Genomic DNA, 24,746 nt, shown 5'->3' on the forward strand with positions numbered 1-24,746 from the left:
CCCAGGGGCTCAGACCGGCGAGCGCGGCAGGTCGGTGCCCAGGTGCAGGCGCGCGAACAGCAGCGACTCGGCGAGCATGTCGAGCCGCTCGTTGCGGGAGCGCGCCCGCCGGGTGCTGATCTCGACGACGACCGTGCCGTCGAACCCCGCCGCCCCGAGGCGCCGGCACACCTCGGCGCACGGCTGCGTGCCGCGGCCGGGGACGAGGTGCTCGTCGCGGTCCAGGCCGGTGCCGTCGGCGAGGTGCAGGTGCACCAGGCGGTCACCCATGCGGTCGAGCAGGGCGAGGGCGTCGTCGGCCGCCGTGGCGGTGTGGGAGAGGTCGAGCGTGTACCACCGCGCGCCGGGCTTCGTCGGGTCGTGGCCCGGCGTGTAGCTCGACCACCGCAGCCGCCCGCGGCGCAGCGGGAACATGTTCTCCATCGCGATGCGCACGCCGTGGGCGCGCTCCAGCTCGTCGACCTGGCGCGCCAGCCCGAGCGCGTAGCGCCGCTGCCAGCGGAACGGCGGGTGCAGCACGACGGTGGGGGCGCCGAGGCTCGCGGCCAGCACGGCGCTGCGGCGCAGGCGTTCGGCGGGGTCGGGCGTCCACACCCGCTGGGTGATCGCGAGGCACGGCGCGTGCACCGCGAGCACCGGCATCCCGGTGCGCTCCGAGGCGCGGGCCACCGACGCGAGCCGCTGGCTGTCCGGGTCGGTCCAGACCATGAGCTCGACGCCGTCGTAGCCCAGCTCGGCGGCGATCTCGAACGCGGAGTCCATGTCCTCGGGGAACACGGACGCGGTCGACAGCGCGACGGGCGGACCCCCGCGAGGGGACGGGCGGGAGACCACGGATCAGCGGCTCAGCAGCACGATCGCGGCCGGGGACACCGTGACGACCAGCCCGACGACGACCGCCAGCACCGTGGTCTGCAGGTCGTCGGATCGCCGCAGCGCCCGCACCCCGAACACCAGCCCCGTGGTCGCGGCGGCGGCGAGCACGAGCGCGACGACGGGCTGCTCCTGCCACAGGTAGGAGAAGACCGTCCACAGCACGGCGCCGAGCAGCGCGCCCAGCACCAGCTGGACGATCATGACCGCCCAGTCGCGGGCCGAGCTGCGCGGGGGCTCCGGCTCCTCGTCGAGGTCGTCGTACCCGTCCTCGTCGACGTCGTCGGAGAAGCGCGTGCGGCCGGGCGCGCGCCCGAGGCCCGCGGGGACGTCGTCGCGCTCGTCGTCGAACCGGTCGTCGAGATCGTCGTCGTCGAGGTCGTCGTCGTGCAGATCGTCGTCGAGGTCGGGGCGGGCCATCGCCGACGCCGCGGTCGGCGGACCGGCGCGGTCGTCGTCGAGCGCACCCCCGCGCGGCGGCGGGGCGCCGAGGGGCGCCGGCGCGACCGCGGTCGACGGGCCGCCGTCGCCGGCCCGCGCGGCGGGCACACCGGGCGGGCGCGGGGGCTGCTGGGGCGGCGGGGGCTGCTGCGTCGGCTGCTGCGGGGGACGCGGCGGGGCGCCGAACGCCTGGGTGCCGGTGACCGGAGGCTGCTGGGCCTGCTGGGCCGGCTGGGGCGGCGGCCCGGGGGGCGGTCCCGGCGGCGGGCCGGGCGGGGGCGCGGGCGGGCCGGACGGCGCGGCGGGCGCGCCCGCCCACGGGTCGCGGGGCGGGTACTCGGTGCCCGCGTAGCCGTTGCGGACGGTGCCGTACCCGCCGCCGTACCCCTGGCCGTCGTAGGACGGGTTGCCGTAGCCCTGGCCGTCGTAGCCGCTGCCGTAGGAGTCGTAGCTCGTGCCGTACGGGTCCTGTCCCAGGTAGCCGCCGGTGTCGTAGCCGCCCGACCGGTACCCGCCGGTGTAGGCGTCGTGGCCGCCGGTGTCGTAGCCGCCGGAGTACGCGGTGTCGTAGCCGCCCGTGGACGAGGTGTCGTACCCACCGGTCGCCGGCGGCGCGGGCTCGGGCGCGCGGGGCGGCTCCTGCCCGGTGCCCTCGGCCGGCTCGTCGGAACGGCGACGCCGGGGCTGCTGGGACTCCGCGCTGTAGGCCGCCAACAGCTCGGCCACACTGCGCTGGGTGCCTGGTCGGGGCCCGTCGTCCCTGTTCACGACACCTACCGTGCCTCGTGCAGTGTCGGTCGTCCAGTCGCGAGGGGACCGTCGGTCGACAGCATCCCACCGCCCGGCTGGAGCTGGTCGAGACGACCGAGGATGATCCCTTCGCGCAGCGCCCAGGGGCAGACCTCGACCTCCTCCAGGCCCAACGCCGTCATCGCCTCGTGCGCGACGATCGCGCCGGCGACGAGCTGGTGGCTGCGGCTGGCGGACACGCCCTCGAGCTCCGCGAGGTCCGACGAGCTCATGCGGGAGATGAACGCCACGACCTGACGCAGGCCCGCCGCGCTCAGCCGCCGCCGCACCCGCGGTCCCGCGCTGCGCGGCGCGGCGCCCGTGAGGCGGGCCAGCGAGCGGAAGGTCTTGGAGGTGACCACCGCGCGGTCCGGCGGGCCCTCGCCGAGCAGCGTGTTCGCCGCGGGGGCCAGCACCTCGTGGGCGTACTCGGTGAGCGACTTGAGCTCGCTGCGCTGCGGCGGGTCGGTGGTGAACCAGTCGCGCGTGAGCCGGCCGGCCCCCAGCGGCACCGAGATCGCGTGCACCGGCGCCTCGTCGCGGCCGACCGCCATCTCCAGCGAGCCGCCGCCGATGTCGAGCACCAGCAGGTGGCCCGCGGACCAGCCCAGCCAGCGCCGCACGGCGAGGAACGTCAGCGCCGCCTCGTCCGGGCCCGAGAGGACCTGCAGGTCGACGCCCGCCTCCTCGCGCACGCGCTCGAGCACGGCGGGCGAGTTGGAGGCGTCGCGCACCGCGGACGTCGCGAACGCCAGCAGGTCCTCGCAGCCGAGGTCGATGGCCTGCGCCCGCGCGTCGGCCGTCGCCTCCACCAGCGCGTCGGCCCCCGCGTCCTCGAGCCGGCCCTCGGTGAGGTGCTCGGCGAGACGCAGCGCCGTCTTGGTGGAGTGGGTCGGCGTCGGGTGACCGCCGCGCTGGGCGTCGACCACCAGCAGGTGCACGGTGTTCGACCCCACGTCCAGCACCCCGAGTCGCACGGGCCGCAGTCTAACGGTGGCGCTCAGGCGTCCAGCTTGTAGCCCAGACCCCGCACCGTGACCAGGTGCCGCGGCGCCGACGGCTCGGGCTCGAGCTTCGCGCGCAGCCGCTTGACGTGGACGTCGAGGGTCTTGGTGTCGCCGACGTAGTCCGCGCCCCACACCCGGTCGATGAGCTGGGCCCGGGTGAGGACCCGGCCGACGTTGCGCAGGAGGTACTCGAGCAGGTCGAACTCCTTGAGCGGCAGCGGCACCTCGACGCTGCGGCCCTCGGCCTCGACGCTCACGACGTGGCGGTCGACGTCCATGCGGATCGGGCCGGCCTCGAGGAGCTGGCGCTCGCCCGCGACGCCGTTCGCCGCCCCGCTCTCGGGCTCGCCGTCCTGGCCGCGGCGCAGCACCGCCCGGACGCGGGCGATGAGCTCGCGGGCCGAGTAGGGCTTGGTGACGTAGTCGTCGGCGCCGAGCTCGAGCCCGACCACCTTGTCGATCTCCGCGTCGCGGGCCGTCACCATGATCACCGGCACGGACGAGCGCTGGCGCAGCGCCTTGCAGACGTCGGTGCCGCTCATGCCGGGGAGCATGAGGTCGAGCAGGACGATGTCGGCGCCGTGGCGCTCGAAGTCGTCGAGCGCCGCCGCGCCGGTGCCCGCGACCGAGGTCTCGAAGCCCTCCTTGCGCAGCAGGTAGGCCAGCGGGTCGGCGAAGGACTCCTCGTCCTCGACGATGAGCACGCGGGTCATGGGGAACCTCCGGTGGCGGACGGGGCCGGGTCCGGTCCGGACCCCGCCGTGGTGAGGGCCAGGTCGGCCTCGAGGTCGGCGTCGCCGTCGTCGGCGTCGTCGACGGGGGCCGCGGGCACCCGGAGCGTGAAGGTCGACCCCACGCCGGGCTGGCTCCACAGCCGGACCTCGCCGCCGTGGTTGGCGGCGACGTGCTTGACGATGGCGAGCCCGAGCCCCGTCCCGCCCGTGGCGCGCGAGCGCGCCGGGTCGACGCGGAAGAAGCGCTCGAACACGCGCTGCTGGTGCTCGGGGGCGATGCCGATGCCGCGGTCGGTCACCGAGATCTCGATGCGGTCGCCCTGCCGGCGCCGGCGCACCGACACCGACGCCCCCTCGGGCGAGTACGCGACGGCGTTCTCGAGCAGGTTGGACAGCGCGGTGACCAGCAGCGTGCGGTCGCCCGCGACCTCGAGCCCGCTCGGCGCGTCGAGCAGGAAGCGCTCGCGCGGGTCCGGGGCCTCCTCGGTGCCCGCGGCGCTCGCGGCCTCGGCGGGCACCCGCACCCGCTTGAGCGCCTCGGTGAGCACCTCGTCGACGTCGACCCGGACGAGCTCGGGCAGCCGGTCGGCGCCCTGCAGCCGGGACAGCGCGATGAGCTCGGTGACCAGGGCGCCGAGGCGGTGGGACTCGTTGAGGATGCGCGTGGCGAAGTGGGCGACCTCGTCGGGGTCGTCGGCGTCGAGCACGGCCTCGGCGAGCACGGCGAGCGCCCCGACCGGCGTCTTGAGCTCGTGGCCGACGTTGGCGACGAAGTCGCGCCGCACGGCCTCCAGCCGGACCGCCGCCGAGGTGTCGGTGGCGTCGACGACGACGAAGCCGTCCCCCAGCGGGCGGACCTGCGCGACGATCGTCTGCGGCGTCGAGCCGGGCGGATAGGTGGCGGGCGACAGGTCGACCTCGGCGGGCTCGCCGCCGGCCACGACGCGCTCGACCGCCGCGGCGATCCGCGGGTCGGGGCGGGCGTCGACCACCGCGCCGAGCGACTCCGCCCGCTCGTTGGCGAGCACGACGTCGCCGAAGCGGTTGACCACGGCGATGCCCGACTGGGAGCGGCGCACCAGCCGCGCCAGGAGCTCGGCCACCGTCGGGCCGCGCACGCCGCGGGCGCGCTGGCGCACCGGTTCGTCACGCCGCCGGCGGGCGACGGCGGCCCCGGCGACGGCGCCGATCGCCGCGGCCAGGAGGGCCACGACGACGGCCACCAGCACGGGGACGGTCACATCTGCCGATGGTAGGGCCGTCGCGACCCCGACCGTGCGCTCCTCGTGAGCTGTCCAACGCGTCCGGGCGACAGGGTTGGCCTGCCGTTCGGCCGCCGTTCATCTGGGAGGGCTGCTACCGGCCCTGATTCGCCACCGCCGCGATCGCGTCCTGCGCCGCGTCCGGGTCGAGGTAGGTCCCGCCCGGGTTGGTCGGGCGCAGGTCGCCGTCGGGGGTGGTCTCGAGGTCGTAGCGCAGCGGGATCCCGGTCGGGATGTTGAGCCCGGCGATCGTCGCGTCGTCGACGCCGTCGAGGTGCTTGACCACCGCACGTAGCGAGTTCCCGTGCGCGGCGACGAGCACGGTGTGCCCCGCGCGCAGGTCCGGCACGACCGCGGACTGCCAGTAGGGCAGCAGGCGCTCGAGGACGTCGGCGAGGCACTCGGTGCGCGGCAGCGCATCGCCGAGGTCGGCGTAGCGGGGGTCGCCGGTCTGCGCATAAGGGTCGTCGGGGTCGATCGGTGGCGGCGGGGTGTCGTAGGAGCGACGCCAGATCTGGAACTGCTCCTCGCCGTACTCCTCCATCGTCTGCTTCTTGTCCTTGCCCTGGAGGGCGCCGTAGTGCCGCTCGTTCAGGCGCCAGTCACGCCGCACCGGGATCCAGCCGCGGTCGGCGACGTCGAGGGCCAGGTTCGCGGTGTTGATGGCCCGGCGCAGCAGCGAGGTGTGCACCAGGTCGGGCAGGAGGCCGGCCTCGGCGAGCAGCTCCCCACCGCGGCGGGCCTCCTGCTCGCCCTTCGGCGAGAGCGCGACGTCCACCCACCCGGTGAACAGGTTCTTCTCGTTCCAGTCGCTCTGGCCGTGGCGCAGGAGGACGAGCGTGCCGACGGTTCCCTCCGAGGTCATGGCGAGAGACGATGCCAGCGGCTCGCCGACGACACCACGCCACCGGGGTCACCCGCGCGTGAGATCACCCCCGGCCGGGTACGGCCTGCGTCGTCGGAGCAGCGTGCTCGCGACCCACCACCGGCCCGAGTTTCCCCCGGGTCGACCCGACTCCTCAGGAGACCGACGTGAACGACGACGACATCACCCACGGCCCGGCCGACGGCGGAGCTGCCGGCGGCGGCTCGGACGGCGGCGCCGACGGCGGCGCGGACCACGGCGCGGGCCACGGCCCGGCCGACGGCGGCGCGGCGGGCGGCGGTGCCGACGGTGGCGCGGACGGCGGCGCCGACGGCGGTGCGGACGGCAGCGCCGACCACGGTGCCGGCCACGGCCCGGCCGACGGCGGCGCGGCGGGCGGCGGTGCCGACGGTGGCGCGGACGGCGGCGCGGACGGCGGCGCCGACGGCGGTGCCGGCCACGGCCCGGCCGACGGCGGCGCCCGCGGTGGCGGCTCCGACGGCGGCGCCGACGGCGGGGCCTGAGGCCTCGTGACGACCGAGTCGTTCGCCGGGCGGTCCCCGGACCGCCCGGCGCTGCGGCGCCTCGTCGCCGGGGACCTCGACGAGTTCGCCGCGGCCGCCTGGGGCCGTGAGGCCCGCCTGTCGCGGGCCGCGGACCTGGCCAAGCACGCCGACGCCGACGACCCGCCGGCGTTCGGCGACCTCTTCGACCTCGGCGCCGTCGACGAGCTGCTCTCGCGGCGCGGGCTGCGCACGCCGTTCCTGCGGATCGCCAAGCAGGGCACCGTGGTGGACTCGCGGCAGTTCACCGGCGAGGGCGGGGTCGGCGCCGAGGTGTCCGACCAGATCCACGACGACCGCGTCGCGGCGCTGTTCGCCGACGGCCACACCGTCGTCCTGCAGGGCGTGCACCGCACCTGGGCCCCGGTCGCCGACCTCGTCACCGCGCTCGCCACCGAGCTCGGGCACCCCGCCCAGACCAACGCCTACGTCACGCCGGCGTCGTCGCAGGGCTTCTCGGCCCACTACGACGTCCACGACGTCTTCGTGCTGCAGGTCGCGGGCACCAAGCGCTGGCACGTCCACGCGCCCGTGCACCCCGACCCGCTGCGCTCCCAGCCCTGGAACGACCACGCCGACGCCGTGGCCGCCCGGGCCGGCGAGGACCCCCTCATCGACGAGGTCCTCGAGCCCGGCGACGCGCTGTACCTCCCGCGCGGCTACCTGCACTCGGCGACCGCGCAGGGCGAGGTCAGCGCGCACCTGACGATCGGCGTGCACGTCCTCACCCGCTGGGCGGTCGTGGACGCGCTGGTCAACGCGCTCACCGCCGACCCCGAGCTGCGCGGGTCGCTGCCGCTGGGGATCGACGCGTCCGACCCGGCGGCGCTCGCCCCGCACGTCGAGACGATCGCCGCGCGGCTGGCCGAGACCCTCGCGACGCCGGACCCCGCGCGCGCCGAGGGCGTCGCCCGCCGCCTGCGCCGCCGCGCCTGGACGGGCAACCGCCCCGAGGCGGTCGCCCCGCTGGTCCAGGCCGCCGCGGCGACCTCGGCGGACGCGACGACCGCCGTGCGCCTGCGGCGCGGCCTGCACCACCGGCTCCGGCCGGGGGCCGACGACGAGAGCGTCGTGCTCGAGCTGGCCGACCGCACCCTGACCCTCCCCGCGGGCACCCGCGCCGCGGTCGGGCGCCTGCTCGACGGGCGCACGGCCACCGCCGGCGAGCTGCCGGGGGTCACGCCCGAGGACGGCGCGGTCGTCGTCCGCCGGCTGCTCAAGGAGGGCGTCCTCGTCCCGGAGTGAGGTCACCCTCACCTCGGTGCCCCGCGACGGGTGTCCACCGGCGCCCGCGCGGGGTATGACTTGGAGATGACCTCGACCGAGTCCGGTGGCTTCCGCTGTTCGGACGCCGCCCGGGACCGCGACGACCCGTTCGTCGCGACCGCACCGCCGGCCCGGTGCTGGCTGCTCGTCGAGCATCCCGGACCGTGGGGCCACCAGGCGCTCGGCGACGCGGGCTACGCGCCGGAGGTCGTCGACGCGATCGACGCCTTCTGCCGTGCCCGCGGCGCGCGCTTCCAGCTGATCCGCCGCCCGCGCCTGCGCGGCGAGCCGCTCGCCGACCGCGGCCGGTTCGCCGTGGTGGACACGACGCCCGGGGCGGAGTCGGTCCGCTGGGGCCGGGTCGGCTCGCCCGACGAGCTGCCGGCGGCCCTCGCGGATGTCGAGGCGGTGACCACGCCGTCGCCGGAGCCGATCTACCTCGTCTGCGCGCACGGCCGCCACGACGCGTGCTGCGCGATGCGCGGGCGCCCGGTCGCCGCGGAGCTCGCCGGCCCCTACCCGGAGCGCACCTGGGAGACCACGCACACCGGCGGCGACCGCTTCGCCGCCAACGTCGTCCTGCTCCCCCACGGCCTGGTGCTCGGCCGCGTGCCCGCCACCGAGGCGGTCGCGGTCGTCGAGCGCTACGCCGCGGGCGAGGTCGACACGGTCTGGGTTCGCGGGCGGTCGTTCCTCACCCCGCCGGCCCAGGCGGCCCAGCACCACGCCCGGTTGGTGCTCCGGGAGCCGCACATCGACGCGCTGCGCGTCCTCGGTGTCGAGGCGCGGGACGACGGCGCGACCGCGGTGCGCCTCGACGGCGGCCCGGAGCGGGGTCCGGTCACCGTGGTCGTGCGCGAGCGGTGGGTCGCCTCACCCACGCCGCTGACCTGCTCGGCCGGGCGCGCGGCGTCGATGCGCGTGTTCGACCTCGTGGATCTGACGACCGAGGCGGGCGCGGCGGCCGGTGTCCCCGTCACGGGCGCCGTCGGATGAAGAACAGGCAAACGTCGAAAACCGGCTGACGACACTGGTTGAGCCCGCGGATACCCGGGAAAGTGGCCGTCGCACGGCTCGTACTCCCGGAACGGAGCAGGACACATGATCCTCACCATCCTCGGCTGGATCGTCTTCGGACTCATCGTCGGTTTCATCGCCCGCGCGCTGGTCCCCGGCAAGGACAACATCGGCATCCTCGCCACCATCGGGCTGGGCATCCTGGGCTCGGTCGTCGGCGGCCTGGTGTTCTCGCTGTTCAGCGGCCGCATCGAGCTGTCCAACCCGCTCGGGTGGATCGGCTCGATCATCTTCGCGATCATCCTGCTGGTGATCTACAACAAGGTGACCGGCCGCAAGCAGGTCCGTCGATAAATTGTGCACGATGTGATCGTGCGCTAGGTTCAGCGTGATGAGCACCGACGAGGGCGCGCAGGACGACCTGCTCCTGTCGGAGCAGGCCTGCTTCGCGCTCTACTCGGCGTCCCGCGCGGTCACCGACGTCTACCGCCCCCTGCTCGCCGAGCTGGGGCTGACCTACCCGCAGTACCTCGTCCTCCTGATCCTCTGGGAGTCCGAGCCGCGGACGGTCCGGGACGTCGGTGCCGCGCTGGCGCTCGACTACGGCACCGTCTCGCCGCTGCTCAAGCGGCTGGAGGGTGCCGGTTTCGTCGAGCGGCGCCGCGATCCCCGCGACGAGCGCACGGTCACGGTGCACCTGACCGACACCGGTCGCGCCCTGCGCGAGCGGGTCGCCCACGTGCCCACCACGATCGGCTGCGCCCTCGGTCTCGACGACCGCGCGCGCCACGAGCTCATCGTTCTCCTCCGGACGATCACCGCCTCGACGGTCGCGTTCCGCGGCGTCGACGGGGAGTCGTCCGCCAGCTGACACCCACGCACCCTCAGGAGGCGACGATGCCGAGCCGCGACGCGACCACGCACTGGGAAGGCGGCCTGCAGGACGGGACGGGTCACGTGACCCTGGACTCGTCCAACGCCGGCCAGTTCAACGTCTCGTTCCCGACCCGCGCCGAGGACCCGAACGGCCAGACCAGCCCCGAGGAGCTCATCGCCGCGGCGCACTCCTCGTGCCTGGCCATGAACCTCTCCGGGGTGCTCGGCGGCGAGAAGCTCACCGCGAACTCCATCGACGTCAGCGCCGAGGTCACCCTGTCGCCCGCCAAGGGCGGCGGCTTCGAGATCAGCGGCATCGCGATCACGCTGCGCGCCGACGTCGACGGCCTCGACGACGCGAAGTTCCAGGAGCTGGCGAAGACCGCCGAGCAGACCTGCCCGGTCTCGAAGGCGCTCGCGGGCACCACGATCACGCTGGACGCCTCGCTCGGGAAGTGAGCCCGGGGCCGTCGGGGGCCGCGGCTACGGTGACGCCGTGCTCGTCGTCCCGTATCCGCGGTGCCCCCGCGCCGGTAGCCTGGGGACGGACGACATCCCCCGGGAGACGCCATGGCCCACGACACGGGCGACGGGACACCCCGCACCGGACGCCGCCGCATCGTCGAGCCGGGCGAGCCGGCGGGCGACCTCGCGGCGCGGCTCCACCTCGACGATCCGACGTTGCAACAGCGCTACCGGGCCGACCTCGCGCGGGTGCGTGACGCCGAGCTGCGCGCGGAGGTCGACACCGAAGGCGTCCGCCTGCACTAGGACGGCGGCGCGGTGACCTGGTCGTTCCTGTCCTGGTCGCCCGACGACTCGGCGGGCGCGGTCTACGACGTCACCGTGCCCGGTGCCTGGGACGAGCTGGTCGACTTCTACGCCGGCGCCGAGGGCAGCCGCCCGCTGCGGCGCATCGTCGCGATCGCGCGCGAGCACGGGGTGCGCAGCGTCGTGGTCGAGCAGCGCCACCTCGACCCGGACTGGCGCAGCGAGCACGGCGCGTTCCACGGGCAGCTGTTCCGCCGCCGGCCGTCGGTCTGCCACCGCTGGCACCTGTTCACCGACGACGTGCCCGAGGACCTCTCCCGGCTGCGCCAGGAGGCCTACCGCGGCTACGTCGTGCTGCGCCCGCTCCCCTCGACGCCGGTGGGGCGCACGATGATCGCGCCGCCGCGCGGTCTCGAGGACGCGATCCGCTGCGAGGCGACCGAGCGGGTGTCGCTGTTCGGGACGCCGCTGTGGATCAGCGCGATGCCCTTCCTCAGCCAGGACGCCGAGTACCTGCGCTGCGCGCACGCGACGCTCTGGATGGTCCTGCGCCACGCGCACCTCGCCCACGGCCTGCCGCGGCGGCTCACCGCCGAGGTCCACGACGCGGCGCTGGGCGGCGTCATCGTCGGGCGGCAGATCCCCAGCGAGGGGCTCTCGGTGCAGCAGATGCTCGCGGGCGCCACGCGCCTCGGGCTCTCACCGGGGCTGATGCACCTGCCGGCCACGCCCGACGAGGACGCGGCGGCCGACGAGGTCACCGCGCCGGGGACCCCCGGCCGGCGCGCCGACCCGCAGGCCGGGCGGCTGTCGCTGCGGGCGGTGCTCTGCCGCTACGTCAACAGCCAGCTCCCGCCGATCGTGATCTCCACCAGCCACGCCTGGGTCGTCGTCGGCTACCGCCGCGAGCCCGGGAACGACCGGCGCGTCACCCTGTGGCGCCACGACGACGCCCGCGGCCCCTACCTCGAGGTCGACGACCCCTTCGCCGAGCCCGAGGACGCCCACCGGCCCTGGCAGACGGCGATCCTGCCGCTCCTGCCCGCCGTCTACGTGACCGCCGAGCGCGCCGAGGCGGCCGGGCGCCTGTGGTTCGCGGGCTACCTGCGCCGCGCCGACGACGACGAGCCGGTGTCGCGGGCCGCGGCGGCGGGCGAGCTGACGTTCCGCACCTACGTCGTGCGCAGCGACGACTACCTGGAGGGCCTGGGCGCGCGGGGCGTCGACCCGGCGCTGGCCGACTTCTACCGCCTCGCCGCCCTGCCCGAGCACCTCTGGGTGGTGGAGGCCGTCGACCGCGCGGCCCGGCGCGACGCGCGCCCCGACGTGCTCGGCGAGGCCCTCGTCGACGCGACCGCCTCGACCCACCACGAGCCGCTGCAGGAGGGCCTGGTCGCGCTGCACGGCGGGCGCCTGGCCCACCGCATCGGCCCGGACCACGGCACCCGCCGCGACCTGCGCCTCGCCGAGCCCGGGCGCTACCGCACCGGACGGCCGGGACGGCGCTGAGCCCTCACGCGTCCTCGGGCAGCGCGCCCGCGATCGCCGGGCCGACCACCCCGTCGGCGGTCTCCGTGCCGCCGTCGACGTCCTCGTCCGGAGACACCGGACCGAGGGTGAGCCGGATGCGGTGGCTGTCGCTGCGCTCGCGCTCGCCGCGCCCGGAGACGTCGCCGGAGAGCACGAACCACTTCGCGCCCACCGACCCCTCCGCCGCGCGCCGGCGACGCACCTCGACCGCGAGCTCGATCTCGACCTCGCGGACGCCGAGCCCGTAGCTCTCGCCGGGACGGCCCCGCGCGGCGACGAGGTCGTGCCGCAGCGCCAGGAGCACCTCGTCGAGACCCAGGCCGTCATCCAGGCCCTCGTCCGAGCCGTCGTCCCCCGTCGTCCCCGTCATGCCCCGACCGTAGCCGGGCCCTCCGACACCGCCCCCTCAGTCGCCCTCGGCGACCGGCAGGGGCTGGGTGCCGCCGCCGCGCCCGTCCGGCCCGGCGTCGGGCTCGGCGTCCGGCTCGGGCTCCGGCCGCCACAGGGCCAGCCCCGCCACCACGACGGCCGCGAACACCAGCCCGACGCCGAGGAACACGAGGGCGGACTCGGCCCCCGCATCGCCCGCGACGAGGTAGGTCAGGCCGGCCTGGCCCGACCACGCGAGCAGGAACTGCCGCGCCCGGACGGCGCCGCTGCGCACACCGAGCAGGAGCGCGACCTGCGCGGCGGCGAGCACGACCGTCGACGCGGCCCCGGGTCCATCCGGGCCGGCGAGCAGCATGGACGCGGCGATCCCGGCGGCGGCGAGCGCCGCGGTCACCGTCACGGCGGCGACGGGCATCCGGAGCGGCTCCACGCACGCCACGGTACGAGCGCGGCGAAGCCCCGTCGGTCACGCGGGGGGAGGGCGACCGACGGGGCCCGGGCATCGACCACCGGCCGCGCCGGGCTGCGAGCGTGCTCACGGCCCGGCACCGACGGTCCTCCCCCGAACGGCACTCGTCAAGCGAGCACTTCGTGCGCTCTGCGTCTACGGGCTACTCCCCTCGCCTGTCCGCACGCAGACGGCGGCCGAACGAGTCACCCGTGAAGCGGGCGACGCGGGCGGCGGCGGCGAGCTGCTCGAGATCCCGGCCGCCGAGCCACTCCGAGAACGCCGAGCGCGTCCCGGGGTCGTCGGGCCCGTCGTGGAGGTGGTCGTCGAGGTCGTCGTCGGGGCGGGCGTCGGCGAGGACGTCCCAGAGGTCGCGTTCGAGCTGCATCGGGTCCCCCGCACAGAGACGTGACGATGTGCGGCTCGCGGGTGAACCGGCCTGTCCCCCTCGATGGTGCACCACCGGCCGCGACAGCGGGAAGAACCCGGGTCAGCGACGCAGCGTGTCGCTCGGGGAGTGGCCGTAGGCGCGCCGGTAGTCGACGGCGAACCGCCCGGCGTTCGCGAAGCCCCAGCGCGCGGCGATGCCCCCCACGGTGTCCCCGCGGGTGGGGTCGCCGACCTGCAGGTCGTGGTGCGCCCGCTCCATGCGCACCCGTCGCAGGTAGTCCAGCGGGGACTGCTCGCGGTGGCGGCGGAACGCGGCCTGCAGCCCGCGCGGACCCATCCGGGCCGCCTCGGCCACCTGGGTGAGGCTCACGTCCTCGTGCGCGTGGGCGTCCATGAACTCGACGGCGCGGCGGACCGTCGCCGGCTCCACCGCCTCGTGGTCCGGCTCGCGGTGGTGGTCGAGGGTGCTGTTGGGGAACACGGCGAGGACGCCGGCCACCAGCTGGCGCATCGCCTCGGCGTGCATCAGCGGCAGCTCCATCAGCTCGTCGTGGGCGAGCAGCGCGCGGTCGACGTGGTCGACCAGGTCGGTCCAGTACCGGGCGAGCGCTGCCGACCGCGGCGTCATCGTCCCGAACGTCACCCCGGACGGCTCGAGCCCCGAGATCTCGGCGCCGACCCGGGCGACCTCGTCGAGGTCGAGCGTCGTCATGCGCAGGTCGACGGTGTCCCACCCGGCGGAGTGCGGCGACCAGTGCGGCGCCAGCATCACCCGCGCCGCGACGTCGCGGTCCCGGTCGGCGATCCACAGGCCCCCGCCGAGCACCTCCATGACGATCAGCGTCTCGGGTGGCTCGACCCAGGCGCGGAACCGTCCGGTGTGCCGCATCCGGCTGACGCCGAACGGCCCGGCGAAGGAGGCGGCCAGCTCGAACGCGAAGCCCTCCCGCGCGATCGGCTCGTGGCGGAAGCGGGCGTAGGCGCGCTGGTGCTCCGCCGCCACCTCGGGATCGTCGGTCCGCACGTGACGCCGGGACACTGGCCTCAGGTCCACGTTCATCGTCCTGGGAACATATTCGCCTCGCGGCCGCAGCGGTATCCACTGGGCGAACCACCGAGACCAGGGGCGAACGAGTTGGGCCGTTCAGCGGTGGAGTGTGTCCTCCGGGGTCTCGCCGCCGGTGGTCATCGTGTAGGCGACGGCGAACCGGGCGAGGCTGGTGAAGCCCCAGCGCGCGGCGATCGCGGCGACCGTGTCGCCCGCGGCGGGGTCGCCGACGCACAGGTCGGCGTGCGCCCCCCGCATCCGCGCCAGCCAGAGCTCCCGCGCCAGGGTGGTGTTCCGGCGGCGCCGCAGGGCCGTGTCGACGTCGCGGGTCGGCGCGCCGGCGCGCGCGGCCACCTCGGCGGGGCGGACGGGCTCGCCCGCGTGCGCGTGCACGAAGTCCACCGCCCGCTCGGCGCTCGTCTCGCCGACGTCGCCCGCGCGGCCCCGGGGGTCGCGGAGGGCTTCGAGCGCGGTGTTGGGGAAGGTCGCCAGCACGGCCGTGGCCAGCAGACGGTGGACGCCGTCGAGCACGAGCGGCTCGTCGACGAGGTCCTCCCGGGCGAGGACCCGGTCGCGGACGTGCGCGACGGTGCGGACCCACGACGACCCGATCCGCGGCCCGACCGGCGCGAGCCCGGTGAACCGCACGGCGTCGGCGGCGATCCCGGTGCGGGCGGCGGCGTGGGCGGCGACCTCGTGGTGACTCAGCACCGTCGCGTCGAACCCCCCGGCCACGACGCCCGCGAACCGGCCCGTCGGCGCCCCGAGGACCACCTCCCCCGGTCCGGCGACGACGTCCTCGAAGTCGCTGCAGTCGACGAGCGCGACCGACCCGGACCGCGGGACGTCCACGATCAGGGCGTCACCCACGGCGTCCGGCTCGACCTCGCACCGCATCGTCCGCGTGTGGAGCAGCTGCTGGAGCGTCACCGATCCCGGCCCGGGCACCACCATGGCGTGGTGCTCGAGGGCGAACCGCTCCGGCCGGCCCGACAGGGTCAGGCGCTGGTCGACGTACATCCGCCGGATCAGGTCCTCGGCCAGCGCCGGGTCGCCGGTGCTGAAGTCGGCGCGCACGACCGCCATGCGGCGCCTCCTCGGCCCCGTTTCACCCTGCGATCAGGACGTGCGCTCAGTGTCCACCCCGCGTCGGGGCCGCACCAGCTTCGGATCAGGCCGGAGTGCCCTCGTAGACCTCGGCGGGCTCCCGGCCGCTGAGGATCGAGCCGACCCAGGCGCCGAGCATGGCCGCCTGGACCTCCGACCGGTCGAAGGCGTGCGCCTCGGAGCCGTAGAAGTTGATGGCGCCGACCGCGTGCTGGTCGGCCTGCAGGCCCACGCGGAAGGCGCTCCAGGGCACCGAGATGGACAGCGACGAGCGCACCCCGAGCATGCCGGCGGCCTCGGAGAACCGCGGCCAGAACCGCGCTCCCTCGACGCTCGCCAGGTCGTCGGCGCGCACCGACGCGACCAGGTCCATCTCCGCGGCGTCGATGCACGGGCCCTCGTCGAGCCGGTACTGCGCCGCGTCGACCGCGCCCGACTCGCCGGTGGAGGCCACCGTGCTGTACGAACACTGGTCGCCGGAGAGCTGGTCGATGCTGGTGAGGCTGACCGACCGGCAGCCGCCGTACAGCGCGGTGGCCGCCTCGAGCACGAGGGCGAGCACGTCCTCGTACCGCAGGGTGTCCGCGTGCGCGACGAGCCCGTGCGCGCTCGGCCAGGCGTTCACGGCCCGGGCGCGCTGGGCGCGGGCGCGCCGGTCGACGGTCGCGGTGTAGCCCCGCTGGGCCCGGGCGCGGTCCTCGGCGCGTCTCCTCAGGGCGCGCGAGGCGTCGACCTCCGCGCGCACCCGCGCGCGCAGAGGCGACTGCGCTGCTTCTCCACCGCGCCCCACCGGGCAACCGTAGACGCCTCAGGGGCCCCCGACCAGCGCGCCCGTCGTCCGCACGGCCGGGTCCGCAACTGACGATCCCGCCTCGGCCGCGGGGGGAGTGGCACGAGACGGGACCGCTGACCACACTCGCGAGCCGACGAGCGGCACCGTCCGCGGACCAGGGACCGGACGATCCTCGTCCGGACGAGCCGGTCAACGGCGCCGTTCGGCTCTGACGAACGGACCCTCAGACGCTGCGCAGGAGCGGCGTGGGGGGAGCCGGCTCGCCGGTCCCGAGGTCGCGCCGACGGGCGGCCATGGTGTCGCTCTCGTCGCCGAGCCACCGCGCGACCTCGCAGAGCTTCATGTTGGTCTCCTGGGACGCCTCGCGCAGTTTCGCGAAGGCCTCGTCCTGGTCGAGACCGAAGCGCTCCATGAGCACGCCCTTCGCGCGGCCGATCGTGTCGCGCGTGTCGAGCGCCTGCTGCAGCTGCGCGGTGTGGTCGGCGGCCAGCAGCAGCATGCCCGCCGACATCGCGAGCACCCCGGCGGCGTGGCGGGCCCGGTCGTCGAACGCCGCCGGCTCGGTGCCGTACAGGTTCAGGGCCAGGCGCGGGCCGCCGTCGACCTCGACCCGCACCGAGAGCATCGAGCGGCAGCCGGCGTCGAGGGCACGCGCGGCGAACTCCGGCCACCGCTCCCCGTCGTCGCCGGCGAGGTCGGTGGCGCGCACGACCCCGTCGGCGGGGGGCTCGGTGAGCACCGTCCGGGCGGGACCGTCGACCTCGCGCTGCAGTGCGTCGAGCGTGCCGACCACCGGGACCTCGGTGGCCCGCGTGAACGCCTCGTAGCGCTCGTCGAGCAGGGTCAGCCCGGCGCTGTCGGCGCCGGCGACGACGGCCAGGGCGCTGCCGTGGATGCGGGCGAGGGCCTGGACGTGGTTCCGCGCGCCGGCGCGGTGGTTGAGGTCGAACGTGGTCCGGCGCAGGTGGGCGAGCTGCATGTCTGCGGTCATGACGACCGTCTCCGTCCGCCGGGAGCGGGTGGCCGCGCGTGGTGGGTGCGGCCGTCGGGAGAATCGGAGCGGCGGCCCCCAGCAGCTCATCCGCTCCACCGAGCGATCTGTTCAGTCAACGAGCAGCTTGTACACCCAGTGACGGTTGCCACGGTCCCCCGTCGGCACGGAGCGGTCAAGAGCGCGCACCGTCGGTGACAGGCTCGGGCTGCTCATCGGCTGGAGTCCGTCGCGGCGTCGCGGCGTGTCTCCCGGCGTTGCATCGCCTCGTTCTGCAGCCAGCGGGCGACCTCGGCGAGCTTGATGTTGGTCTCCTGGGACGAGCGCACCAGCATCTGGAAGGCCTCGTCGGGGTCGACGGTGAAGCGCTCCATGAGGATGCCCTTGGCCTGGCCGATGACGTCGCGGTTGTCGACGGCGCGCTGCAGGTGGAACGCCTGCTCGCTGCCGTAGATCAACAGGGCGGCCTGCACGCCGAACAGTCCGGCGGTGGTGCGGGCGTCGGTGTCGAAGACGTGGGGCTCACCGGCGTAGAGGTTCAGGGCCGCGCGCATCCCGGGTCCCGCGTTGAGCTGCGTGGAGAGCACCGAGCGGTAGCCGGCCTCGACCGCCTGCGGGGCGAAGTCGGGCCAGCGCGCCGCGTCGCTCCCGTCGAGGTCGTCGGCGGCGATGACGCCGTCCTCGGAGGGTTCCTCGATCGCGGTGATGCACGGCCCCTGGTAGAGGTCGCTCTGCAGCGCGTCGAGCTTGGTGACGGCGTCGTTGGTCGGGCTGCGCGAGGTGACGGTGCCGTGCTCGGTCATCGAGATGCCGCCGGCGTCCGCGCCGTGCACGGTGTCCACCGCGGCGCGCACGATCCCGGCGAGGATCTGCTCGAGGTCGCGGATGTTGCGCTGGGCCACCAGGTCACGGGCGGCCCGGCGCAGGGCGGGCACCAGCGCGTCGTCGACTTCCATCGCGGGACCTCCTCCACCGCGTCGCGGCGGTCGGGGAGGCACAGGAACGGCACGACTGTCGAGTCGGTGGCAGGACCTGTGCCTGACGTACCGGACAGCAGCCGTGGGGTGGACTGTTCGGGCCTCGCCGAGCGAGGTGCAGCGGTAGTTCCCCGCGAGCGGATGGACAACACCCGCACGGGTTGTCCGGAGCCGGAGCGGGCCCCGTCGCTACGCGGGCGCCTGCTCCCGGGCGCGGAGGTCCTTGCGCAGGATCTCAGACGATCATGGCGCGCGACTCATCTACCAGCGGAGACCGCCGCTTACAGTCGCCGTGATCACTGGCGTGTTCCGTGGTGGTTCCGCAGTTGCTCCCGGGTCACCCCAGAGGCCCACCGACTGCGCCGGTCCGCGTCCAAGTCGCCGGCGGACCGCCGCGGTGCTCTCACCCCCGGAAGTCCCATGGGTATGTCACGGGTCCCGTCGAGGCCAGGCCCGGCGGAGCCAGACGCGCCAACGCCTGCGCTGCACCGCCTTACCTGCCTTCAACCTCTGGGGCTCCACCTTCCAGCGGTAATAGGGGTACTTCCGGGCTGGCCGGAGAGAGCCCCACACGCACAACCAGATCAACATGACGAGAAATACAGAGCCGAGCCAGACGAACAGGAAAGTTCTGTTGAACGCTCGCTCTTCGAGTGCGGCCGCCTCGCCGAGTCGATGGTAGGAGAACCACTGCTCCTTGACGGGAGCGGCGAGGATGATGCAGAGACAAAGACCAACGAGAGCCGAGAAGGCGCTCGCCTTCCGAACCCGCTCCCCAACGGTTCTAGGGCAAACCGGACGATAATAGCCGACCAGAACGCCGATCAAGGCCACTCCAGCAATGCTGTCGAAAGTGTCCCAGTCACTGTCCGCCAATGCGACAGCGATCATCGCTCCAAGGCTCGCCCCGATCAGTGCTGCCTGATCTGTCCGAGCGTCGTTGGGCGAGTTGTGCGCCTCACTCGGCGACGTTCCCGCTCCGTCGTCTGCGCTCATCAACCTTCCTTGGTCCGCCCGATCCATTTCGGTGGTCGGCCTAGAAGCAATGACGTCTCCTTGTCCCGGAGACGGCTGAAGAAGAGTATTCCTGACGGTCCGTTCATTGTCAGGAGCCAGCTCAGGGTCTCTCCCTCGGCGGCGCGGGCTCTGCCCTGCCGGGCCGTTCGTGCGGGTGCAAGCGCCCTTGTCGTCGATGACCGCCGGCTGTGTGGTCCGGTGGCGCTTGCAGCTGTGCGGGCGGTCTGGCAGCCCTCGGGCGCGTCGTCGTGGGTGAGGCCCCGCCCCGACCACCCCCGCACCCTCGAGCTCGTCGCTGTCGGGGGCTCTCCTGAGGTCGGTGCCCTGGTCCAGGGCGGAGCGCCTGGCCGCCGGAGGCCGAGTCTCGTGCTGCTCCCGGCGGCCGCCGAGGTCCAGGTCGTCGCTGCCGTCGTCGCGGTGGCCAGGCCCGCCCGGGTCCGCCGCCCCGCCCCCGACGCAGTCATTGGGGGTGCAGGGAGGCGTGGCCCGGCAGGGCCGGGCCACGCCGGCGCGCCAGCGCCGGCTCTGACCGTGGGTGGTGCCCGGTGAGCGGGCGGGTTCTCGGTAAAGGGGTAACAGGTCTTCGAGCCGGACGGCGCCGCCGCGAGGATGCTCCCGGCCGCCGAGGTCCGGGGCGTGGCCGTGGTGCGGGCAAGGGTGCCGAGTCCGTCGAGAAGGATCGCCAGGAGCGCTCCCAGGCCCGCCGCCGGGATCGCTGGGTCCGCCGTCGTCAGCTCCGGAAGGTGTCGCAGCTCAAGCGGGCGCAGCAGTGCGGCCACAAAGATCGGCGGCCCGGACAATGGCCCGACGCTCGGGGCGATCACGAATAGGGACGGCACCCGCTCAGCGGCGTATGGCGGGCTTAAGCACTGCGGGTCGGTGTGGAGCTGCCCGGTGTGCGCGGTCAAGGTCGCCACCCGTCGCGCTGACGATCTCGCGGCCGTGATGCGCGCGGTGCACGAGCACGGCGGATCAGCGTTCATGCTCACCCTGACGATGCGTCATGCCCGTGGAGACCGCCTCGGCCTCTCGACCACTGACCGGCGTCGGCGGGACCTGCTCGAGGAACGTCGCGCCGACCGTGAGGTCGCCGAGGCCAACGGGTGGGACGTCGACGAGCGCGCCGCCGAGGCCGAGGAGATCGAACTCGCCGAGATCAAGGGCAAGGAGGGATGCTGGGACGTCCTGGGCTACGCCTGGGCCGCGGTCACCTCCGGCTCGACCTGGGCGAAGGACTCTGCGCTGTTCGGCGGGCTGCTCGGCTGGGCGCGGGTCGTGGAGGTCACCGACGGCGCCAACGGCTGGCACGTCCACGTGCACGCGCCGCTTTCCTTCGCCGACGACGTCTCCGCCGAGCTCGTCGCCGCGGGCGTCGGAGCCCGCATGTTCGGCCGCTGGCAACGCGCGTTGGAGCGCAAGGGCTTCGACGCGTCCGATGAGCACGGCTGGGACCTGCGCAAGGCCCAGCTCGGCGAGGGGGACCTAGCCGACTACTTCACCAAGATGGCCCACGAAGTAACGGGCGCTGCCGGGAAGCACGGCCGCAGCCAGGGCGGCCGTACGCCTATGCAGCTCCTCGCGGACGCCGTCGACACCTACGAAGCCACCGCGACGACGCGCTGGTGGGAGTGGCAGGAAGCTTCGGACGGACGCCGCCAGCTCACGTGGTCGCGAGGCTGCCGGGACCTTCGAGGTTTCGCAGAGCTCGAGGAGGAGGCTACGGACCAGGAGATCGCGGAAGAGGACCAGGAAGCGGAAGGCCATCTTGGTCTGCCCAAGGATACGTGGGATTGGCTCACCGCAAGCCGCCGAGAGGTGGACCTACTCGAAGTTGCCGAACGCGGCGGTCTAGCCGACGCTCGTCGATGGCTTGAGCAACACGATCTTCGGTGCGTTGAGCAGGGTCCGCTCTAGGAACCTTGGCCGAACTGGCCCACTGACGAGCACTCCCTCTCTGGGAGCACGCGGCCCGCGACGGGCGTGCCCCGCACTCGCAGTGCATGACAAGGCGCTAGCGCCATGCCTGAGACCAGCATCTACCTCTGGCTTTATGGTAGCCAGATGACGCCGATTTGGGTGCCGCTTGTGGTGGGCGCCTTAGGTCTAGCTGGCTCGGTCTTGGGGACAATTGTTGGCGTGGCAATAACTCAGCGCCGCTCTGATCGCCGCGAAGAAGTTGCCTGGCAGAGGGAGCGACTACGCCAACAGGAACTTTGGTCCCGCGAGGACCTGCTTCGCAACTTCGATGCCAAGCGAGAAGCAACTGTCTCGTTCTACGAAGAACTGCGTGAGATGTCGCGAACCGTTTACGATCACGGCATGGGACTATCTGCAGAAACACCTTCGGGCGCCGAGAATGCGCTCCCATTCGGCTGGAACAGCATGGCCTTTCAGCGCATTGAGCGACTTCGTGTTTACACGTCGCCTGAGGTCTTGGCAAGAGCGGACGACGCCTACAATGCGTGTTGGATATGGGGTGAAAGCACCAAACGCGGCGAAGACGACGAAGTCTTCTACAGTCATAAGGAAGAATTCGACGACGCCGAGCTCTTGCTCTACGACTCGATTCGTCGAGACCTAGGGTTGTCGCCAGCTATCGAGAATGGCTATCCTATAGCCGGTAGCGGCTGGGGCCCATTCCCAGTAACACCTGGACCCGAGGACATCCCCACATGAATTTGCAATTACACTGAGTCTCGAACCAGTCGAGAAAAGAGCGACGGCGACTTAGAGATGCATCGACGGTTGATCCGAATAGAAAATGGTGACACCCTTAAGAACCACCTAAGATGTTAGCACCCAGAGAAAACCGGGGCCGCGCACGGCGATGCTTCGACTTGACGTGTAGCCGACATCGTTTTCACAGGCCGTCGTGGTTCTAGGCGCAATCTTCCAACGAGAAGATGGGGACGTTCAGCCGAGAGCGGCATAGCTCCTAGCTCAATAACCCCCGATGCAACTGTAATCTAGCTAGCGGCCACAACAAGGGCAGGCGCGGCCGGTCGGCCCGACGTCAATCTTCATCTCGTAGCCTGAGCCGAGCACCGGCCTCTGACCGGGGTTACCGATGTACTCGTTTAGAAGGTCGACGAACCTTCTTTGCTCATCTTGGCTCAGTTTGGTGTATCCACGCATCATCCTTAGGACCGCCTGACTCGGTGGTGGAGGCGGGAAGCTACCGCCACCCTGATAGCCAGTTGTTGTAGTCACCACATACTCCACACTCGGTCGGCTGCATGCTCTCAGGTATCTTCTCGCATCTAACGCATTTACGTTGCGTTCGCAGCAGCGCGGAGCGCATACCTTCCCGCTTCTGCGGCTCGGTGACGCCGGCTCGAGTGTCAAGATCGCGTTGAGCGTCGTCTCTCGCCTCGAGGGTTCGCAGTTCAATTTCGGCTGCGGCGCTGTCATGGATCGTAAGGGCGCGGGCGACTCCCTCAAATTCTCTGGTTAGTGCCTTATTGTTCACAGCCGATCTGACCGCGTGATCGTACGCTTCGACCCACGTCGCGACCAAAGACCAGAGCGCTACGACTGCTTGCGCGATTCCGATAGCGGACCCGACTATAATGATCACGGGAAGCGCGCTGAAGCCCACTCCGTACGAGAGTGCTAGACCTCCAACGACCAGAGGTACGACTAACCCCAGGAAAGAGACCAATTGAAGCTTCTTCCTGAGAGCCTGAGCACGCTTCTCGAAAATATAGCCCGTTGCCCACGCATGAAAGGCTCGATCTCGTGCGTCGTCTGCACGCTCTTTGAGATTGCTACTCAAGCTCCCTCCTGTACTCTCGTCTGCGCGGGCCAGGCTGTGCGTGGCAGGTTGGGACAAGACCCGGAAATTGCCTTCCTCAGGTGAAGTCCCAAATAACATTCGCAAGAGTTACCATGAAGAAAACCCCCGCAAGAGCGTACAGCACCACGAAGGTGCCCACGATAGGCGTGAAGTCCTCTTCCCAATCATCAACCCAACCAACGAACTTCATGAGAGAAATAAGCCCACCGAAGAATGCCACCAGAGCCCAGAACGACAGTCCGTTCAACCCGTCGTAGCCCGTCGCTCCCCACTGCGCAGCGAGAAGTATCGAGCCGACCACACCAATCGCGCCTGCGGCAGTTCCGAGGCCATTGATGAGCCTCGTGATCGGCGACCTGGCGCGATGGACGAGTGGAGGCGATCCTGAACGTGTACCTGGCCCAGTGGGCTCCGCATTCATTGTCGAGTTGCTCATTGCCCGCCTTACAAGGTCTTCTATCTCAGCCTTGAGGATGGTGGACTCGACCTGCGGTCGCCCTGTGCGTGGGTGTGGATTCGAGCGCCCGTGGCTCTGACCGCTCCCGTCTGGACCAGTGTCCGGAAAATAGAGCGGTTTGCCATCATAACTTGATATTGGGCCGCTCGCATCCTTTGCGCGGACTGGAGAGTAGCCCGATCGCAGAACGCGTCCGTAACCACCGGTGGTGGTGTCTCTCGCCTGATAGCCACCACTTCCGGACTCTTCGCACCATGCGTCGCTACCGGATTCTCGGACGTATCGGTATCCGTCCTCATCTACCAGATAATCCCGATCTGACACTGTGATGCCTCCGTCCTCCGGCGCTGCACGTGTCCAGTCGCTGTTCGGCGCTATTGCTACTCGCAGCAGTGCGGCATGCACCTAGTGCGATCAGGTGTTCGAGCGGACCTTGATCTCGTGTGTTTCGACCGCTGCTCCACTTGGTTGGTCGCCAATAGTGCTAGATGCACGATGAGTTCGTTAGCGCTTCACCCAAATGAAGAAGTATTTCGCTGATGTGGCCTAGCGCAACCGGGTTGCTCGATGCTCCGTCGCAGCCACCGGGACCGAGTGTGGCAAGACTCGCCGCCACTACGTTGTCCTTGGAGTGGGCTCCGGCGGTCGAGCATCAGCGGCACAAGCGGTCGTCTCCGGGACAGAACGCTGGAAGAGCGCCCCGGACGGTCGCCATGGCGCGTCGACCGTGCGGACGTGGGACCAGCCGTGTGCCTTGTAGTAGCGGTGCAGTCCCGTATTGGAGCGGTAACAGTCGAGGCGGACGTAGTCGTAGCCGAGCGCGCCGGCAGAGTGCTCGACCCACTGCGTCAGCTCGTCGCCGACCCTTTGGCCGCCGTGGTCCCGGGCCACGATCATGCGGTGGACGTAGAGGGCGCTACTTGGGTCGTCCTCGGGTCGCCAGAAGTCGGGGTCGGCGAACGTATCGACGGTGACGGTGGCGATGATTCGACCCTTGTCGTCCTCGCCGACGAAGACGTTGCCCTGCTCGATGTCGCCGCGGACCTGCTGGATGCGGGGTTCCCACTGCCACTGATCGATGCCCTTGTCGACGAGCCAGCGGGAGGCTTCGCGGAAGAGGTCGAGGACGGCGTCGAGGTCGTCGGGGCCGGCGCTGCGGACGATCACAGCTCGCCTTCCTTTGTGAGCTTGGTAGGACGGGTGCGCTCGAAGGCGATGAGGTGACGGTCGCCTGGCAGCACGTTGCGCACGACGCGGACGGGTCGGCCGTCGTCGGTGTAGCCGGTGACGCGGTGCATCGCGACGGGGACACCCAGACCGATCTCGAGGCGGCCGGCT

Annotated in this window: 29 protein-coding genes; 10 read left to right on the plus strand and 19 right to left on the minus strand. The window is 72.4% G+C overall.

Annotated elements, in window-relative coordinates:
* Positions 1-9: 9 nt before the first annotated feature.
* From WCD58_RS17875 to WCD58_RS17900, 6 genes are all read right to left on the minus strand, one after another.
* Positions 10-762 (minus strand): sugar phosphate isomerase/epimerase family protein, encoded by a 753-nt coding sequence (locus WCD58_RS17875; RefSeq protein WP_337704402.1) that lies wholly within the window; start codon positions 760-762, stop codon positions 10-12.
* A 75-nt stretch (positions 763-837) separates the two neighbouring features.
* The gene (locus WCD58_RS17880) at positions 838-2,082 is read right to left on the minus strand and encodes an Rv0497 family membrane protein (RefSeq protein WP_337704403.1); all 1,245 of its coding nucleotides are present in this window, start codon (positions 2,080-2,082) and stop codon (positions 838-840) included.
* 5 nt (positions 2,083-2,087) lie between these two features.
* The gene (locus tag WCD58_RS17885; RefSeq protein ID WP_337704404.1) at positions 2,088-3,080 is read right to left on the minus strand and encodes a Ppx/GppA phosphatase family protein; all 993 of its coding nucleotides are present in this window, start codon (positions 3,078-3,080) and stop codon (positions 2,088-2,090) included.
* A 23-nt stretch (positions 3,081-3,103) separates the two neighbouring features.
* Positions 3,104-3,823: a response regulator gene (locus tag WCD58_RS17890; protein WP_337704405.1), complete on the minus strand. Its 720-nt coding sequence runs from the start codon at positions 3,821-3,823 to the stop codon at positions 3,104-3,106.
* On the minus strand, positions 3,820-5,085 hold the full coding sequence (locus WCD58_RS17895) for a sensor histidine kinase (RefSeq protein ID WP_337704406.1): 1,266 nt from the start codon (positions 5,083-5,085) through the stop codon (positions 3,820-3,822). The genes WCD58_RS17890 and WCD58_RS17895 overlap by 4 nt, the downstream gene beginning before the upstream one ends.
* Positions 5,086-5,200: 115 nt before the next feature.
* On the minus strand, positions 5,201-5,971 hold the full coding sequence (locus tag WCD58_RS17900; protein ID WP_337704407.1) for a phosphoglyceromutase: 771 nt from the start codon (positions 5,969-5,971) through the stop codon (positions 5,201-5,203).
* 167 nt (positions 5,972-6,138) lie between these two features.
* Here WCD58_RS17900 and WCD58_RS17905 point away from each other — a divergent pair, with 167 nt between their 5' ends.
* The 8 genes from WCD58_RS17905 (at position 6,139) to WCD58_RS17940 (ending at position 11,973) form a co-directional block, all read left to right on the plus strand.
* Positions 6,139-6,495, plus strand: a complete 357-nt coding sequence (locus tag WCD58_RS17905) for a hypothetical protein (RefSeq protein ID WP_337704408.1) — start codon at positions 6,139-6,141, stop codon at positions 6,493-6,495.
* A gap of 6 nt (positions 6,496-6,501) precedes the next feature.
* Positions 6,502-7,779 (plus strand): cupin domain-containing protein, encoded by a 1,278-nt coding sequence (locus tag WCD58_RS17910; protein ID WP_337704409.1) that lies wholly within the window; start codon positions 6,502-6,504, stop codon positions 7,777-7,779.
* 66 nt (positions 7,780-7,845) lie between these two features.
* Entirely contained in the window at positions 7,846-8,796 is a 951-nt protein-coding gene (locus WCD58_RS17915; RefSeq protein WP_337704410.1) for a ferredoxin family protein, read from the plus strand.
* Between the two features lie 105 nt (positions 8,797-8,901).
* Positions 8,902-9,171 (plus strand): GlsB/YeaQ/YmgE family stress response membrane protein, encoded by a 270-nt coding sequence (locus WCD58_RS17920; RefSeq protein WP_337704411.1) that lies wholly within the window; start codon positions 8,902-8,904, stop codon positions 9,169-9,171.
* Positions 9,172-9,208: 37 nt separating this feature from the next.
* Positions 9,209-9,688, plus strand: coding sequence for a MarR family winged helix-turn-helix transcriptional regulator (locus WCD58_RS17925; RefSeq protein ID WP_337704412.1), 480 nt, complete (start codon positions 9,209-9,211; stop codon positions 9,686-9,688).
* A 26-nt stretch (positions 9,689-9,714) separates the two neighbouring features.
* The gene (locus WCD58_RS17930) at positions 9,715-10,152 is read left to right on the plus strand and encodes an OsmC family peroxiredoxin (protein WP_337704413.1); all 438 of its coding nucleotides are present in this window, start codon (positions 9,715-9,717) and stop codon (positions 10,150-10,152) included.
* A gap of 111 nt (positions 10,153-10,263) precedes the next feature.
* Positions 10,264-10,464: a hypothetical protein gene (locus tag WCD58_RS17935; RefSeq protein ID WP_337704414.1), complete on the plus strand. Its 201-nt coding sequence runs from the start codon at positions 10,264-10,266 to the stop codon at positions 10,462-10,464.
* A gap of 12 nt (positions 10,465-10,476) precedes the next feature.
* Positions 10,477-11,973 (plus strand): hypothetical protein, encoded by a 1,497-nt coding sequence (locus WCD58_RS17940; protein WP_337704415.1) that lies wholly within the window; start codon positions 10,477-10,479, stop codon positions 11,971-11,973.
* 4 nt (positions 11,974-11,977) lie between these two features.
* Here the strand turns inward: WCD58_RS17940 and WCD58_RS17945 are convergent, their stop codons facing one another.
* The 9 genes from WCD58_RS17945 to WCD58_RS17985 all read right to left on the minus strand — a co-directional run bounded on the left by WCD58_RS17945 (position 11,978) and on the right by WCD58_RS17985 (position 19,134).
* The gene (locus tag WCD58_RS17945; RefSeq protein ID WP_337704416.1) at positions 11,978-12,364 is read right to left on the minus strand and encodes a trypco2 family protein; all 387 of its coding nucleotides are present in this window, start codon (positions 12,362-12,364) and stop codon (positions 11,978-11,980) included.
* 36 nt (positions 12,365-12,400) lie between these two features.
* Positions 12,401-12,814 (minus strand): hypothetical protein, encoded by a 414-nt coding sequence (locus WCD58_RS17950; RefSeq protein WP_337704417.1) that lies wholly within the window; start codon positions 12,812-12,814, stop codon positions 12,401-12,403.
* 181 nt (positions 12,815-12,995) lie between these two features.
* Positions 12,996-13,220, minus strand: a complete 225-nt coding sequence (locus WCD58_RS17955) for a hypothetical protein (protein ID WP_337704418.1) — start codon at positions 13,218-13,220, stop codon at positions 12,996-12,998.
* Between the two features lie 102 nt (positions 13,221-13,322).
* Complete coding sequence (locus WCD58_RS17960) at positions 13,323-14,225, minus strand: helix-turn-helix transcriptional regulator (protein ID WP_337704419.1); 903 nt, start codon at positions 14,223-14,225, stop codon at positions 13,323-13,325.
* A gap of 141 nt (positions 14,226-14,366) precedes the next feature.
* On the minus strand, positions 14,367-15,356 hold the full coding sequence (locus tag WCD58_RS17965; protein ID WP_337704420.1) for a hypothetical protein: 990 nt from the start codon (positions 15,354-15,356) through the stop codon (positions 14,367-14,369).
* Positions 15,357-15,441: 85 nt separating this feature from the next.
* On the minus strand, positions 15,442-16,167 hold the full coding sequence (locus WCD58_RS17970) for a hypothetical protein (protein WP_337704421.1): 726 nt from the start codon (positions 16,165-16,167) through the stop codon (positions 15,442-15,444).
* Positions 16,168-16,393: 226 nt separating this feature from the next.
* A complete protein-coding gene (locus WCD58_RS17975) occupies positions 16,394-17,161 on the minus strand; it encodes a GAF and ANTAR domain-containing protein (protein ID WP_337704422.1) in 768 nt (255 codons plus the stop codon).
* A 212-nt stretch (positions 17,162-17,373) separates the two neighbouring features.
* Positions 17,374-18,117: an ANTAR domain-containing protein gene (locus tag WCD58_RS17980; protein WP_337704423.1), complete on the minus strand. Its 744-nt coding sequence runs from the start codon at positions 18,115-18,117 to the stop codon at positions 17,374-17,376.
* A 450-nt stretch (positions 18,118-18,567) separates the two neighbouring features.
* Positions 18,568-19,134, minus strand: a complete 567-nt coding sequence (locus WCD58_RS17985; protein ID WP_337704424.1) for a hypothetical protein — start codon at positions 19,132-19,134, stop codon at positions 18,568-18,570.
* A 915-nt stretch (positions 19,135-20,049) separates the two neighbouring features.
* Between WCD58_RS17985 and WCD58_RS17990 the strand changes: the two genes are divergently transcribed.
* Positions 20,050-21,069 carry a hypothetical protein gene (locus WCD58_RS17990; RefSeq protein WP_337704426.1) on the plus strand — a complete coding sequence of 340 codons (1,020 nt, stop codon included), beginning with the start codon at positions 20,050-20,052 and terminating at the stop codon, positions 21,067-21,069.
* A 105-nt stretch (positions 21,070-21,174) separates the two neighbouring features.
* Positions 21,175-21,831, plus strand: a complete 657-nt coding sequence (locus tag WCD58_RS17995; protein ID WP_337704427.1) for a hypothetical protein — start codon at positions 21,175-21,177, stop codon at positions 21,829-21,831.
* 499 nt (positions 21,832-22,330) lie between these two features.
* Here the strand turns inward: WCD58_RS17995 and WCD58_RS33685 are convergent, their stop codons facing one another.
* The 4 genes from WCD58_RS33685 to WCD58_RS18010 all read right to left on the minus strand — a co-directional run bounded on the left by WCD58_RS33685 (position 22,331) and on the right by WCD58_RS18010 (position 24,706).
* Complete coding sequence (locus WCD58_RS33685; RefSeq protein ID WP_373696240.1) at positions 22,331-23,029, minus strand: mobilome CxxCx(11)CxxC protein; 699 nt, start codon at positions 23,027-23,029, stop codon at positions 22,331-22,333.
* Positions 23,007-23,387 (minus strand): hypothetical protein, encoded by a 381-nt coding sequence (locus WCD58_RS18000; RefSeq protein ID WP_337704428.1) that lies wholly within the window; start codon positions 23,385-23,387, stop codon positions 23,007-23,009. Before WCD58_RS18000 ends, WCD58_RS33685 begins: the two co-directional genes overlap by 23 nt.
* Positions 23,388-24,023: 636 nt before the next feature.
* The gene (locus WCD58_RS18005; protein ID WP_337704429.1) at positions 24,024-24,575 is read right to left on the minus strand and encodes a GNAT family N-acetyltransferase; all 552 of its coding nucleotides are present in this window, start codon (positions 24,573-24,575) and stop codon (positions 24,024-24,026) included.
* Positions 24,572-24,706, minus strand: a complete 135-nt coding sequence (locus tag WCD58_RS18010; protein WP_337704430.1) for a hypothetical protein — start codon at positions 24,704-24,706, stop codon at positions 24,572-24,574. Before WCD58_RS18010 ends, WCD58_RS18005 begins: the two co-directional genes overlap by 4 nt.
* Between the last annotated feature and the right edge of the window lie 40 nt (positions 24,707-24,746).

Origin of the sequence: Actinomycetospora flava, from assembly GCF_037400335.1 — a bacterium.
Taxonomy (GTDB): Bacteria; Actinomycetota; Actinomycetes; order Mycobacteriales; family Pseudonocardiaceae; genus Actinomycetospora; species Actinomycetospora flava.